This window comes from Micromonospora sp. CA-244673, from assembly GCF_050948395.1.
GTDB lineage: Bacteria > Actinomycetota > Actinomycetes > Mycobacteriales > Micromonosporaceae > Micromonospora.
Map to the genome: position 1 here is coordinate 1,786,854 of NZ_CP192019.1, position 13,715 is coordinate 1,800,568.

A 13,715-nucleotide genomic window follows, 5' to 3' on the forward strand; every position below is an offset into this window, starting at 1 on the left:
AGGGGTGGGTTCGGGGGTACGGTGCTGGCAGTCGCACCACTTCCGGCCTGGACAGTCGTCGTGCCGCCGCTCCCGGCACGCTCGGCAGATCATGTGGGCAGCCTATGCCGAGGAAGGATGGGACAGGATGTCGCGTCAGATCTTCCAACTGAAGGTCTCCCTCGCCGGGGTCCGGCCGCCGGTGTGGCGGCGGGTGCTGGTGCCCGGCGGCTACACCCTGGACCGGCTGCACCGGGTGGTCCAGCACGCGATGGGCTGGCGGGACTGCCACCTGCATTCGTTCGACGTCGACGGCCGCCAGTACGGCGAGCCCGATCCGGACGGCGAGCTGGCCCTCCGCGACGAGCTGGACGTCCGGCTGGACGCGGTGGTGGGCAAGGGGGACCGGTTCCGCTACACCTACGACTTCGGCGACTGGTGGGAGCACGACCTGGTGGTCGAGGACGTGTGCACGGCCGACCCGGACGAGCGCTACCCGGCCTGCGTCGAGGGGGAGCGCGCCTGCCCGCCGGAGGACGTCGGCGGCCCGGCCGGGTACGCCGTCCTGCTGGCCGCGCTGGCCGACCCCGGGCACGCCGAGCACCGGATGATGCGGGAGTGGGCCGGCGCCGGCTTCGAGCCGGAGTTCTTCGCCGCCGATCGGGCCACCACCCTGCTGCGTCGCTTCTGCTGACCGCCCCTGCGGGAGTGCGCCCGGGAGCCACGCGGTAACGATCTGGGAACGCTCCCAACGGTCTATTGACACTCCTGACACGTGCCGGCAATCTCATGGGAGCGCTCCCGCAGGTGTGTCCCAAGCCACATCGCTCGTCGCGGCGGCGCCCCCAGAACCAAAGCCTCACCACGCGACCTGCCCGGCCGACGAGCGGGCGCGAGTCAGAACCCACCACACGAGTTACCCACCTGAGAGGGGTCAGGGATGAGCGTCATGAGGCGCCGGCTCCGGATTGCCGCGGCCGCCGTGCTCGCCGCGGGCGTTGCTCTCGGCAGCGCCGGGTGCAGCAAGAAGAACGACGACGAGGGGTCCGGCGAGGGCGGCCAGGTCAAGCTGGTCCTGCAGACCTTCCAGAACTTCGGCTACGACCAGGCCATCAAGGACTTCGAGGCGGCCCACCCGAACATCAAGGTCGAGCACCAGAAGATGGGCGAGCTGCGCGACTTCCAGCCGAAGCTGGTGCAGTGGCTCGCCGCCGGCAGCGGTGCCGGCGACGTGGTCGGTCTGGAGGAGGGCGTCCTGCTCGGGTACGTCCAGAACCCCGACAAGTTCGCCAACCTGCTCGACCTGGGCGCCGGTGAGGTGAAGGCCAACTTCCCCGAGTGGAAGTGGAACAACGCCCTCACGCCGGACGGCAAGAAGCTGATCGGGCTCGGCACCGACGTCGGTGGACTCGCCATGTGCTACCGCAAGGACCTGTTCCAGCAGGCCGGTCTGCCCACCGACCGGGACGAGGTCTCGAAGCGGATGACCACCTGGCAGGACTACATCGCGCTGGGCAAGGAGTTCAAGGCCAGCGGCAAGGTCAAGGCCGCCTGGCTGGACAGCGCGACCAGCCTGATGCAGCCGTACGTCATGCAGAACTCGCAGACGTTCTTCTTCGACAAGGACAACAAGTTCATCGGCGACACCAACCCGGTCATCAAGCAGACCTGGGACATGGGCCTGCAGATGGCCAAGGACGGGCTGACCGCCAAGACGCAGCGGTGGAGCGCCGACTGGGACGGGGCCTTCAAGAACTCCGCGTTCGCGACGCTGCCCTGCCCGGCCTGGATGACCGAGGGCGTCATCGCCCCGAAGTCCGGCCCGGCGAACTCCGGCAAGTGGGACATCGCCAACATCCCCGGCGGCGGCGGCAACTGGGGTGGCTCCTACCTGGCCGTCCCGGCGCAGACGAAGCACCCGAAGGAGGCGTACGAGCTGGCCAAGTACCTGACCAGCAAGGAGGGCCACCTGGCGGCGTTCAAGGAGGCGGGCGCGATGCCGTCCGACATCGCCGGCCTGGACGACCCGGCGTTCAAGGACAAGACGAGCGAGTACTTCAGCGGTGCGCCCACCGGCAAGATCTTCGGTGAGAGCGTCAAGAACATGAAGCCCGTCTTCCTCGGTGCCAAGCACCAGCAGGTCTGGGAGACCATCTTCGAGCCGCAGATGCAGGCGGCCGAGCGTGGCCGGCTCAGTTCGGATGCCGCCTGGAAGAAGGCGGTGGACGAGGCCAAGAAGGCGACCAGCTGAGTCGCCGGTGACCGGCCGAGCCCACGGGGATCCACTGCCCGTGGGCTCGGCGCGGCGCCCACACCCGCCCCAGGGGTGTGGGCGCCGCGGCGAGGTCGCCGCCGCCCCACCTCCCGGAAGGACCTGCAATGAGTTCGACTGTCGGCGCGGTGCCACCATCGCGCGCCGCTTCGCCGCCCCCGTCCGCCCCGCTGCACCGCCGCCGGTCGTACCGGCTCGGCCGCTGGGACCTCAAGTACTCCCCGTACCTGTACGTGGCCCCGTTCTTCGTCCTCTTCGGGGTCTTCGGCCTCTTCCCGGTCCTCTACACGGTCTACGTCTCGCTCTTCGACTACGAGCTGCTGAGCGGAACCAAGGAGTACGCGGGGCTGGAGAACTACCGCCTCCTGATGCAGGACGCCCAGTTCTGGAACGCGGCCTACAACACCCTCGGCATCTTCCTGCTCAGCACCGTGCCGCAGCTCATCGTGGCGCTGATGCTCGCCAACCTGCTGAACCGGCAGATGAAGGCCCGCACGCTGCTGCGGATGGGTGTGGTCATCCCCAACATCACCTCGGTGGCCGCGGTCGGCATCATCTTCGCGCTGATCTTCGCGGACCGGTACGGCCTCATCAACTGGTTGCTCGGCACGGTGGGCTTCGACCCCATCGCCTGGCGGGACAACCGCTTCGCCTCCTGGTTCGCCATCGCCTTCATGGTCGACTGGCGGTGGACCGGCTACAACGCGCTCATCTACCTCGGTGCCATGCAGGCCATCCCCAAGGACCTGTACGAGTCGGCGTCACTGGACGGCGCCTCGACCTGGCGGCAGTTCTGGGCGATCACCGTGCCGCTGATCCGGCCGACGATCCTCTTCACGATCATCATCTCCACCATCGGTGGCTTCCAGATCTTCACCGAGCCCCTGATGTACGGGAACGGGCTGGTCCGCGGCGGGGTGGACCACCAGTTCCAGACCCTGGCCATGTACATCTACGAGAAGACCTTCACCGGGAACTCCGAGTACGGGTACGGCTCCGCGATGTCCTGGCTGCTCTTCATGATGATCATCATCTTCGCGCTGATCAACTTCGTGCTGGTACGCCGGTCGGTGAAGGGGGACAAGAAGTGAGCACCACGCAGACCCTGCCCCGCCCGGTCAGCCCGCCGCCGGTGCCGTCCCGCCGCCGCGGCCGCGGTCGGCTGCCCGGCGCCCAGCTCTGGCAGGCCAGCCCGCTGACCTACCTCGCGCTCATCCTCGGCGGCGTACTGTCGATCTTCCCGATCATCTGGTCGTTCATCATCGCCTCGCGGGACAACAGCGCGGTCTACGAGATGCCGCCGACCCCCGGCGACCAGCTGTTCACCAACATCGACCGGATGCTCGCCAACGAGGACGCCGCGTTCGTCTACGGTCTGGTCAACTCGGCCGTCGTGTCGACCGTCGTCACCATCTCGGTGATCTTCTTCTCCAGCCTGGCCGGCTTCGCCTTCGCCAAGCTCAAGTTCCGGGGCAGCAACGCGCTGCTGCTGATCATCATCATGACCATGATGGTGCCGACCCAGCTCGGTGTCATCCCGCTCTACCTGATGATGGTGGAACTCGGCTGGACGGGCACCCTGCAGGCGGTCATCGTGCCGTTCCTGGTGCAGGGCTTCGGCGTGTTCATGATGCGCCAGTACGCGATGTCCGCGATCAGCGACGAGCTGATCGAGGCGGCCCGGCTCGACGGCTGCTCCACCTGGCGGATCTACTGGAACGTGGTGCTGCCCGCGCTGCGGCCGGCGGCGGCGGTGCTCGGCCTGCTGACCTTCATGCAGACCTGGAACGAGTTCCTCTGGCCGTTCATCGTGCTCACCCCGGACACCCCGACGGTGCAGTACTCCCTGAAGATCCTCTCGTCCGGGCTCTACCAGACGGATTACGTGGCATTGTTCGCTGGCACCGCACTGGCGACCCTGCCACTGTTGATCGTGTTCATCATCTTCGGCCGCCAGATCATCGGCGGCATCATGGAAGGCGCCGTCAAGTCGTGAGCAACCCAGCCAGCCCGCCCGCCGTCGGCGTCCTCGACCAGGGTGCGGCAGCCACCTTCCCGCCCGGCTTCCTCTGGGGCGCGGCGACCGCCGCGTACCAGATCGAGGGCGCGGCGACGGAGGGCGGCCGCGGCCCGTCGATCTGGGACACCTTCAGCCACACCGAGGGGCGGACGGTGGCCGGGCACACCGGCGACGTGGCCTGCGACCACTACCACCGGATGCCCGACGACGTGCGGCTGATGGCCGACCTCGGGCTGAAGTCCTACCGCTTCTCCGTCTCCTGGCCGCGGGTGCAGCCCGGCGGCGCCGGAGCGGTCAACGCCGAGGGGATGGACTTCTACCGGCGCCTCGTGGACGAGCTGCTGGGCCACGGCATCGAGCCCTGGCTGACCCTCTACCACTGGGACCTGCCCCAGCCGCTGGAGGACGCGGGCGGCTGGCCGGCCCGGGACACGGCCGGCCGGTTCGCCGACTACGCCCAGCTGGTCGCCGACGCCCTCGGCGACCGGGTGAAGTACTTCACCACGTTCAACGAGCCGTGGTGCTCGGCCTTCCTCGGCTACGGCTCCGGCGTGCACGCCCCGGGCCGGTCGGACGGGGCGGACGCGGTCCGGGCCGGGCACCACCTCATGCTCGGGCACGGGCTGGCCGTGCAGGCGCTGCGGGCGTCCCGCCCGGACGCGCAGCTCGGCATCACCGTCAACCTCTACCCGGTCACGCCGGCCACCGGGTCGCCGGAGGACGCCGACGCCGCCCGCCGGATCGACGCGCTGGCCAACCGGTTCTTCCTCGACCCGGTGCTGCGCGGGGCGTACCCGGCGGACCTGGTCGCCGACCTGCGCGAGGTCACCGACTTCGGGCACGTCCGGGACGGCGACCTGGCGGTCATCTCGACCCCGCTGGACATGGTGGGGGTCAACTACTACAGCCGGTACGTGGTCGCCGCGCCGGCGGAGACCGGCCCGGCCGAGGCGTACTGGCGGGCGCCGTCGTGCTGGCCGGGCAGCCAGGACGTCCAGTTCGCCACGCGGGGCGTGCCGGTGACCGACATGGGCTGGGAAATCGACGCCCCGGGCCTGGTGGAGACGCTGGAGCGGGTGCACAAGGACTACACCGACCTGCCGCTCTACGTCACCGAGAACGGCTCCGCGTTCGTCGACGCGGTGGTCGACGGCCGGGTCGACGACCCGGACCGGCTGGCGTACTTCGACGCGCACCTGCGCGCCGCGCACGCCGCGATCAGCGCCGGGGTGCCGCTGAAAGGATACTTCGCCTGGTCGCTCATGGACAACTTCGAGTGGGCGTGGGGCTACACGAAGCGCTTCGGCATGGTCTACGTCGACTACGACAGCCAGGCCCGGATCCCGAAGTCCAGCGCCAGGTGGTACGCCGATGTGATCCGACGCAACGGCCTGGCCGCACAATAGGCTGGGCCAGCCAGTGACGGGCGGCCCGGCGCCGGCGCCGGTACAGGTGCCGGACCGCCCGATGTCGGAGGAGCACAGACGATGACAACGCAGCGCACACGGTCGCTCGGGCGCCCGACCCTCGACGCGGTCGCGGCCCGCGCAGGCGTGGGGCGCGGCACGGTCTCCCGGGTGGTCAACGGCTCGCCGCAGGTCAGCCCCGAGGCCCGGGCCGCCGTCCAGGCGGCCATCGCCGAGCTGGGGTACGTGCCCAACCGCGCGGCCCGCGCGCTGGTCACCCAGCGGACCGACTCGGTGGCGCTGGTGGTCTCCGAGTCGGGGGAACGCGTCTTCACCGAGCCGTTCTTCGCGGGCATCGTCCGGGGCGTCAGCTCCGCGCTGCTGGAGACCCCGATGCAGCTCTGGCTGGCCATGGCGCAGTCGCAGATCGAGCGGGAACGGGTCGAGCACCACCTGACCAACCAGCACGTCGACGGCGTGCTGCTGCTCTCGCTGCACGACGCGGACCCGCTGCCCACCCTGCTGGAGGAGCGCGGCCTGCCCACCGTGCTCGGCGGCCGGCCGGCCCGGATGCTGCACCCGAACGCCCAGCCGGCCTGGTTCGTCGACGTGGACAACGTCGGCGGCGCCCGGCAGGCGGTGGAGCACCTCTTCGCCCGCGGCCGGCGGCGGGTCGCCACCATCGCCGGCACCCAGGACATGGGCGCCGGCCTGGCCCGGTTGTCCGGCTACAAGGAGGCGGTCCGGGCCGCGGGCGGCGACCTCAACCCGGACCTCATCGCGTACGGGGACTTCAGCGAGGGCAGCGGCACGGCCTGCATGCGCCGGCTGCTGGAGGTCTGCCCCGACCTGGACGCCGTCTTCGTCGCCTCCGACCTGATGGCCTTCGGCGCCCTGCGCGCGCTGCGTGAGGCCGGCCGCCGGGTGCCCGAGGACGTGGCGGTGATCGGCTTCGACGACGCCCCGATCGCCCGGCAGGCCGAGCCGCCGCTGACCACGGTCTTCCAGCCGGTCGAGGAGATGGGCCGGCAGATGGCCCGGCTGCTGGTCTCCCGCATCCGCGGCGAGGAGCTGCCCAGCCCGCACGTGCTGCTGGACACCAAGCTCATCCACCGCGCCTCGGCCTGAGGGCTCAGGCCCAGCGGCGCAGTTCCCGCTTCGCCAGGGACGCCCGGTGCACCTCGTCGGGCCCGTCGGCCAGGCGGAGGGTGCGGGCCTGCGCCCAGAGGGCGGCGAGCGGGGTGTCCTGGCTGACGCCGGCCCCGCCGTGCGCCTGGATGGCCTTGTCGATGACCCACTCGGCCATCGCCGGCGTGGCGATCTTGATGGCCTGGATCTCGGTGTGCGCGCCCCGGTTGCCCACGGTGTCCATGAGCCAGGCGGTCTTGAGCACCAGCAGCCGGGCCTGCTCGATGCGCACCCGGGACTCGGCGATCCACTCCCGGACCACGCCCTGCTCGGCGAGGGGGCGGCCGAACGCCACCCGGGTCAGGGCCCGCCGGCAGAGCAGCTCCAGGGCCCGCTCGGCCATGCCGATCAACCGCATGCAGTGGTGGATCCGCCCCGGCCGAGCCGGGCCTGGGCGATGGCGAAGCCGGCGCCCTCGGCGCCGACCAGGTTCTCGACCGGCACCCGTACGTCAGTGAAGTCGATCTCGGCGTGCCCGCCGTGCGGAGCGTCGCTGTAGCCGAAGACGGTCATGCCCCGGCGCACCGTCACGCCCGGGGTGTCCCGGGGAACCAGGATCATGCTCTGCTGGCGGTGCCGGTCGGCGTCCGGGTCGGTCTTGCCCATCACGATGAAGATCTCGCAGCGCGGGTCCATGGCCCCGGACGACCACCACTTGCGGCCGTTCACCACGTACGCGTCGCCGTCGCGCACGATCCGGGTGGCGATGTTGGTGGCGTCGGAGGAGGCGACCTCCGGCTCGGTCATGCAGAACGCCGAGCGGATCTCCCCGGCCAGCAGCGGCGCGAGCCAGCGGTCCCGCTGCGCGTCGGAGCCGAACTCGGCCAGCAGTTCCATGTTGCCGGTGTCCGGTGCGGCGCAGTTCAGCGCCTCCGGGGCCAGGTGCGGGCTGCGGCCGGTCAGCTCGGCGAGCGGGGCGTACTGGAGGTTGGTCAGCCCGGCGCCGTAGCGCGCGTCGGGCAGGAAGAGGTTCCACAGGCCGCGCGACCGGGCCTCGGCCTTCAGCTCCTCCAGCACGGGCGGGCGGGCCCACGGGTCGCCGGCCGCGAGCACCTGCTCGTGGTGCACCGGCTCGGCCGGGAGGACGCACTCGGTGAGGAACGCCTCGAGCCTCTCGCGCAGCTCGACCGTGCGGGCGTCGTACGCGAAGTCCACTACTTCTCCCTCACCGCGTGCAGACCGTGCTCGACCAGCGGCGCCACCATCTCGCCGATCCGGTCGAAGCCCCCGCCGAGCGTCTGCCCGAGGGTGTGCCGGTAGTGGATGCCCTCGCAGATCACCGCGAGCTTGAAGCAGCCGAGCGCCACGTGCCAGTGCAGCGGCCCCACGTCGACGTCGCTGCGGCCGGCGTACCGGTCGATCAGCTCGGCGCCGGTGGGGAAGCCGGCCCGCGGGCCGATGCCGTCGGCCACCGGGTTGCCCTCGGCGCTGTCGCTGTCGCCCAGCACGTCCCAGTAGGTCAGCAGCAGGCCCAGGTCGGCGAGGGGATCGCCGAGGGTGGCCATCTCCCAGTCGAGCACCGCCCGCACCGCCACCGGCTCGACCGTGGCGAGCAGGTTGTCCAGCCGGTAGTCGCCGTGCACGATCCGCCCGGCGTTCGCGCCCTCGGGCACGCTGCCGGCGAGCGCGTCGCGCAGCTCGTCGATGCCGGGCAGCGGCCGGCTGCGGGACCGGTCGAGCTGCCCGGCCCAGCGGCGGACCTGCCGGCCGAGGTAGCCGTCGGGGCGGCCGAAGTCGGCCAGCCCGACCGCGCCCGGCTCGACCATGTGCAGGTCCGCGAGGGTGTCCATCATCGCCAGGGCCAGGTCGCGCCGCTGGCCGGCGGTGAGCGCGTCGGTCTGCTCCCGCCGCCGGTAGACCTCGCCGTCGACCTTCTCCATGAGGTAGAACGGCGCGCCGAGCACGTCGGGGTCGGTGCAGAGCAGCAGCGCCTCGGGGACCGGCACCGCCGTGGGGGCGAGCGCGGAGATCACCCGGTACTCGCGGGCCATGTCGTGCGCGGTGGCCAGCACGTGCCCGAGCGGCGGCCGGCGCAGCACCACCTCGCGGTCGCCGGCGCGCAGCAGGTAGGTCAGGTTCGACTTGCCCCCGGCGATGAGCCGCGCCGCAAGCGGCCCGGCGTGAGCCGCCCGGTCCGCTGCAGGCAACGGCCCGACCAGCTCGGGCCGGTGCGTGGCCAGGTACGCGGCCAGCCGGTCGAGGTCGAGCCCGCGCGGGGCCGAACCGGTCGGGGTCTGCGGTGCGTCGACGGCCGGATCGGTCATCCGGTTAGTTGATGGCAGCTCAGCTTTGTTGTCAAGGTGGGATGTTCCCGGCGGGACATGCCGCTGCAACGGGGGCGAAATGGTCAACCGGCAGGCTGGGGCCCAGCCTGCCGGCCGCCACGGCCGGCCCGCCGAGCGGAGGGACCAGACATGCTGCTGAGAGTTCGGGTGACCCTGCCGGACCGACCGGGCACGCTCGGCCAGGTGGCCCGCACGCTCGGCGTCTCCGGCGCCGACATCGTCCAGGTGGTGGTGCTGGAGCGGCTCGGCGGCCGGGCGGTCGACGACTTCACCGTGGTCTGGCCGGGCGCGGCGCGGGTGGAGCGCCTGCTCGCCGGCCTGGCCGCCATCCCCGGCGTCCGGGTGGACGGGGTGTGGCGGGCGATCGGCGCGCCGACGACCACGGGCCAGGACGCCGAACTGCTGGCCCAGGTCGCGGCGAACCCGACCGACGGGGTCGCCACCCTGGTCGACGCGGTGCCCGGGCTGCTCGCCGCGGACTGGGCGGTGGCCGCGGTGGTGCCGCTGGACTGGGCCGCCCGCGGCGGCGGCGCGGGCGGGGCGACGGTCGGGCACGCGAGCTGGCGTGCCCCGGTCCCGCCCCGGCTGCCGGAGGTGACCCCCCTGCGCGCCCGGGCCATGACCACGCCGGACGGGCACCACTACGCGGTCGCGCCGTTCGGCCGGGCCGGCCTGGTGCTGGTGGTGGCGCGCGACCACAGCGACCCGCTCGCCGCGGCCGCGTTCCACTCGACCGAGGTGGACCGCCTCGCCCAGCTGGTCCGGGCCGGCGCGGTGATCCTCGGCGACCGGCTCGACCTGGTCGGCGCCCCGCCCGTGACCACCATCACCTGACCGGTCCCACCGTTTCACCCGTGGGCAACGGGGGCGCAACAGGCGGCCGGCAGGGTCGGTGGTGAGGAAGGGAGCGAACCATGGCGCTGTGGCGGATCCGTGCCACCGTGGACGACCGGCCGGGCTACCTGTCGGTGCTCACGGCGAGCCTCGCGTTGCGTGGGGTCAACATCCTCACCGTGCAGGTGCACACCACCGAGCTGGGGGCGGTCGACGACTTCCTGGTCGACGCGCCCGACCGGCTCACCGAGGCCGACCTGCGGGCGGCCGTCGAACGGGGGCGGGGCCGGAACTGCTGGGTCGCGCGCAGCGAGGCGCGCGGGCTGGCCGACCAGCCCACCCGGGTGCTCGGCCTGGCCGGCCGGCTGGTCCGGGACCCGGACGCGGCCGGCGAGACACTGCGCGTCCTGCTCGGCGCGGACGCGGTGGCCTGGCGGCCGACGCCGGCCGCTCCGCCCGGCGGGGTGGACGGGACCACGATGCTGCTGGCCGACCCGGCCGGCGGCTCCTACGAGCTGCGGCGGCGGGAGCCGAGCTTCACCCCGGCCGAGTACGCCCGCGCGCAGGCCCTGGTCGAGCTGGCCGCCACGGTGGCCCGCCGGGACGCCGACCGGGTCACCCTGGTGCTGCCCGACGCGGCCGAGGTGCTGGCCCGGCCGGCCACCGCCGACGACCTGCCGGGCGTGCTGGAGCTGCACGACAGGTGCTCGCACCGGAGCCGCCAGCGGCGCTACCTGAGCGGCGCGGGGCACCCCGCGCCGGCCCGGCTGCGCCGGCTGCTCGAACCGGCGCGAGGGCTGACCCTGGTCGCCACGGCCGCCTCCGGCGGGACGGCCGCACCGGTGGTGGCCATGGCCAACCTGCTCGGCGAGGGGGACGAGGCGGAGGCGGCGCTGCTGGTGCGGGACGACTGGCAGCGCCGGGGCCTCGGCTCCGCCCTGCTGCGGCGCCTGCTCGGGCACGCCGACCGGGCCGGCTACGCGGTCGTGCTGTTGCACGTGCAGGCCGAGAACACCCCGATGCTGCGCACCGTACGCGGGCTGAACCGGCCCACCTCGATGGAGCGGGACGGCAGCGTGCTGACCGTGACGGTGCCGCTGGCGTCCCGCCCGGCCGTGCCGCCCCGCCAGGCCGGCGCGGCCGCGCGGGCGCGCCGGTCGTCCTGACTCTACGGTCGCGCGCCGCGACGCGTCCCGGGCCGCAACGGCGCGGTACGGGACGCCGGCCGGCGGGCGACCGCGCACCGGCGCCGGGTCACCGGCGCCACCGGGCCGACCTCCGATGCGGAGGACGGTGACACGGCAGGGCCCCCGGTGCGGGGGCCCTGCCCGTGTCCGGGCCCGGTCCGATCAGGTCGCCGGGTAGCTGCTGTAGTCCGGGAAGTTGCCGTAGAGCCGGCCGTCGCCGCCCACGGTGACCGCCTGCACCAGCAGGTCGCCGCCGACGAACGCGCCCTTCCAGGACGCGCCCCGGCCGCCGAACGGCTCGTCCCGGTCCCCCCGGGAGCGGGGCTTGTTGATGCCCACCTTGAACGCCTGCAGGTCGACCGCGAGCTTGCCGGCGAGTTCCTCGTCGTCGCAGGCCACGGAGGCGACCAGCGCGCCGTTGGACGCGTTCATCTGGGCCAGCAGCTCGTCGGTGGTGTCCACCACGACGATGGTGTCCACCGGGCCGAACGGCTCGGCGTGCATGAGCCGCGAGCGGCCGGGCGGGGCGAGCAGCACGGCCGGCGCCACGTACGCGGAGGTGTCCTGCCCGTCGAGGAAGGGCGCGCCGTCGAGCTTGCCCCGGTGCAGCGGCACCGCGCCGCCGCGGACCGCCTCGTCGACCTTGCGCCGCAGCTCCTCGGCCTTGGCCCCGCTGATCAGCGGGCCGAAGTCCAGCTCGGGCAGCGGGTCACCGGCCGACCAGTCGTCACCCACGGCGAGCGGGTGTCCGAACCGGACGGAACGCACCACCGGCAGGTACATGTCGAGGAACTCGTCGACCAGGTCGCGCTGGACCACGAACCTCGGGTACGCGGTGCAGCGCTGCTTGCCGTACTCGAAGCCCTTCTTCAGGTGCGCGGCGAGCAGGTCCCACTGGGAGAAGTTCCAGATGCCCCAGGCGTTGAGGCCCTCCTGCTCGATGAAGTGCCGCTTGTCGGAGTCGAGCAGCGCCGCGGCCACCTTGCCGCCGTTGGAACGGCCGCCGACGAACGCCACCGCACCGATCTCCGGGGCCCGGACCAGGACCTCGGAGAGCTCCTCGCCGCTGCCGGAGAGCAGGGTGGCGGGCAGCCCGGCGCGGCGCATCAGCGCGTGCGCCACGGTGAGGCAGACCGCCCCGCCCTGGGACGGGGTCTTGGCGATCACCGCGTTGCCGGCGAGCAACTGCACCAGCTCGGCGTGCACGAGCACGCTCATCGGGTAGTTCCAGGAGGCGATGTTGCTGACCGGGCCGGGCAGCGGCTCGCGGCCGTCGGCGAGCATCCGGTCGATCTCCTGCACGTACCAGCGGACGCCGTCGAGCGCGCGGTCGACGTCGGCGCAGGCCAGCCGCCACGGCTTGCCGATCTCCCAGACCAGCAGCAGGGCGAGCAGGTCGCGGTGGGCGGTGAGCGCGTCCAGGGCGTCGTCGACCCGGGCCTTGCGCTCGGCGAGCGGGGTCTGCGCCCACTCGCGGTGCGCGGCGGCGGCGTGCGCGACCGCGCCCCGCGCCGCCTCGGCGTCGAGCCGGGCCAGGTTGACCAGCACGGTGTTGTCGACGGGGGTGCGTACCGGGGTCGGCGCACCGACCGCGCGCCACCCGCCCTCGACCAGGTTGTGCAGGGTGGCGGTGCCGTCGGCCGCGGTGCCGAAGGCCTCCGGCGTCGCGGCCACCGCGCGGGCGAGGGTGTCGGACCAGGAGGTGCCGTCGGCGAGTCTGAGAGCCATCGCGATCTCCTCAGGGTTGTCCGGGGGAGCGGCGGCGTCGATGGCACCGCTGGTGTCGCGTACTGTCCCGCGCTGCCGAGCGGGCGGGCAACCGTACGCTCGTATGCCAGGACGCCCGGCCGGCCACCGCGACGCGTCGCGGCCCGACCGCCACCAGCTTGACCTGGGGGTACGCGGGAAGCCTATAGAATGCTGTCGATTATGTGATCCAGGCCCGGGCGACGTCGACCGGGTTACCCGTCAGTACGGATCATTCCCTCGGCCGGTTCAACCGCCCAGTGCGGCGATCGCCTCCGCGGTCGTGCAGACCGTGCCGAGCCGGCGGAAGACGTAGTCGACCGCGAACTCGTGGGCGTACGCGTCCAACCCGGACATCGCGTCGTGCGGCAGCACCACCCGGTAGCCGATCTCGTCGCCGATGCGGGCCGTCTGCTCGACGCCGAAGTTGGTGGCCAGCCCGCCGATCACCAGCGTGTCCACGCCGCGCTCCCGCAGCGCCGCGTCGAGCCCGGTCTCGTGGAAGGCGCCCCAGGTGTGCTTGACGATCGCCAGGTCGCCCTCGCGGGGCGCCACCTCGGGAAGCAGTTCGCTCCCCGCCGGCTGCGGATCAGGGCCGGGCCGGTCGGCGCGGACCACCACCACGGTTGCCCCGGTGGCGCGGGCGGCCTCGGCGAGGGCAAGGCAACGCTCGACCACCTCGGGGCCGGTGTGCGGGGCGGTCGGCAGGTCCACGATGCGACGCTGGAGGTCGATCAGGACGACGGCGGTGCGGGTCGGGTCGAGAGCATCCACCCCAAGATCATATCGAGGGCGGAC

Annotated in this window: 11 protein-coding genes and 1 pseudogene; 8 read left to right on the forward strand and 4 right to left on the reverse strand. The window is 72.6% G+C overall.

Annotation, left to right across the window (positions count from 1 at the left end; genetic code table 11):
* The first annotated feature begins 127 nt into the window (after window positions 1-127).
* The 6 genes from ACQP12_RS08550 (at window position 128) to ACQP12_RS08575 (ending at window position 6,805) form a co-directional block, all read left to right on the forward strand.
* Window positions 128-673 (forward strand): plasmid pRiA4b ORF-3 family protein, encoded by a 546-nt coding sequence (locus ACQP12_RS08550; RefSeq protein ID WP_433286419.1) that lies wholly within the window; start codon window positions 128-130, stop codon window positions 671-673.
* 255 nt (window positions 674-928) lie between these two features.
* Window positions 929-2,230, forward strand: a complete 1,302-nt coding sequence (locus ACQP12_RS08555) for an extracellular solute-binding protein (protein WP_357942347.1) — start codon at window positions 929-931, stop codon at window positions 2,228-2,230.
* A 128-nt stretch (window positions 2,231-2,358) separates the two neighbouring features.
* Window positions 2,359-3,342 (forward strand): carbohydrate ABC transporter permease, encoded by a 984-nt coding sequence (locus tag ACQP12_RS08560; RefSeq protein ID WP_433286421.1) that lies wholly within the window; start codon window positions 2,359-2,361, stop codon window positions 3,340-3,342.
* 41 nt (window positions 3,343-3,383) lie between these two features.
* Entirely contained in the window at window positions 3,384-4,247 is an 864-nt protein-coding gene (locus tag ACQP12_RS08565) for a carbohydrate ABC transporter permease (RefSeq protein ID WP_433289180.1), read from the forward strand.
* Window positions 4,244-5,677, forward strand: a complete 1,434-nt coding sequence (locus tag ACQP12_RS08570) for a GH1 family beta-glucosidase (RefSeq protein WP_357942351.1) — start codon at window positions 4,244-4,246, stop codon at window positions 5,675-5,677. Before ACQP12_RS08565 ends, ACQP12_RS08570 begins: the two co-directional genes overlap by 4 nt.
* A gap of 81 nt (window positions 5,678-5,758) precedes the next feature.
* On the forward strand, window positions 5,759-6,805 hold the full coding sequence (locus ACQP12_RS08575; protein WP_091311570.1) for a LacI family DNA-binding transcriptional regulator: 1,047 nt from the start codon (window positions 5,759-5,761) through the stop codon (window positions 6,803-6,805).
* A 4-nt stretch (window positions 6,806-6,809) separates the two neighbouring features.
* On the opposite strand, the pseudogene ACQP12_RS08580 reads toward ACQP12_RS08575, so the two are convergent.
* Window positions 6,810-8,020 (reverse strand): annotated as a pseudogene (locus ACQP12_RS08580) (acyl-CoA dehydrogenase family protein).
* Window positions 8,020-9,129, reverse strand: coding sequence for a phosphotransferase family protein (locus ACQP12_RS08585; RefSeq protein ID WP_433286424.1), 1,110 nt, complete (start codon window positions 9,127-9,129; stop codon window positions 8,020-8,022). The pseudogene ACQP12_RS08580 and the gene ACQP12_RS08585 overlap by 1 nt, the downstream one beginning before the upstream one ends.
* 150 nt (window positions 9,130-9,279) lie before the next feature.
* On the opposite strand from ACQP12_RS08585, the gene ACQP12_RS08590 reads away from it, so the two are divergent.
* Both ACQP12_RS08590 and ACQP12_RS08595 read left to right on the forward strand, forming a co-directional pair.
* A complete protein-coding gene (locus ACQP12_RS08590) occupies window positions 9,280-9,984 on the forward strand; it encodes an amino acid-binding protein (RefSeq protein WP_433286426.1) in 705 nt (234 codons plus the stop codon).
* Between the two features lie 80 nt (window positions 9,985-10,064).
* A complete protein-coding gene (locus tag ACQP12_RS08595; protein ID WP_433286429.1) occupies window positions 10,065-11,150 on the forward strand; it encodes a GNAT family N-acetyltransferase in 1,086 nt (361 codons plus the stop codon).
* A 183-nt stretch (window positions 11,151-11,333) separates the two neighbouring features.
* Here ACQP12_RS08595 and ACQP12_RS08600 read toward each other — a convergent pair whose 3' ends face one another.
* The gene (locus tag ACQP12_RS08600) at window positions 11,334-12,899 is read right to left on the reverse strand and encodes an aldehyde dehydrogenase family protein (protein ID WP_433286432.1); all 1,566 of its coding nucleotides are present in this window, start codon (window positions 12,897-12,899) and stop codon (window positions 11,334-11,336) included.
* 267 nt (window positions 12,900-13,166) lie between these two features.
* Window positions 13,167-13,691 (reverse strand): isochorismatase family protein, encoded by a 525-nt coding sequence (locus ACQP12_RS08605; protein ID WP_357942366.1) that lies wholly within the window; start codon window positions 13,689-13,691, stop codon window positions 13,167-13,169.
* Window positions 13,692-13,715: the final 24 nt, after the last annotated feature.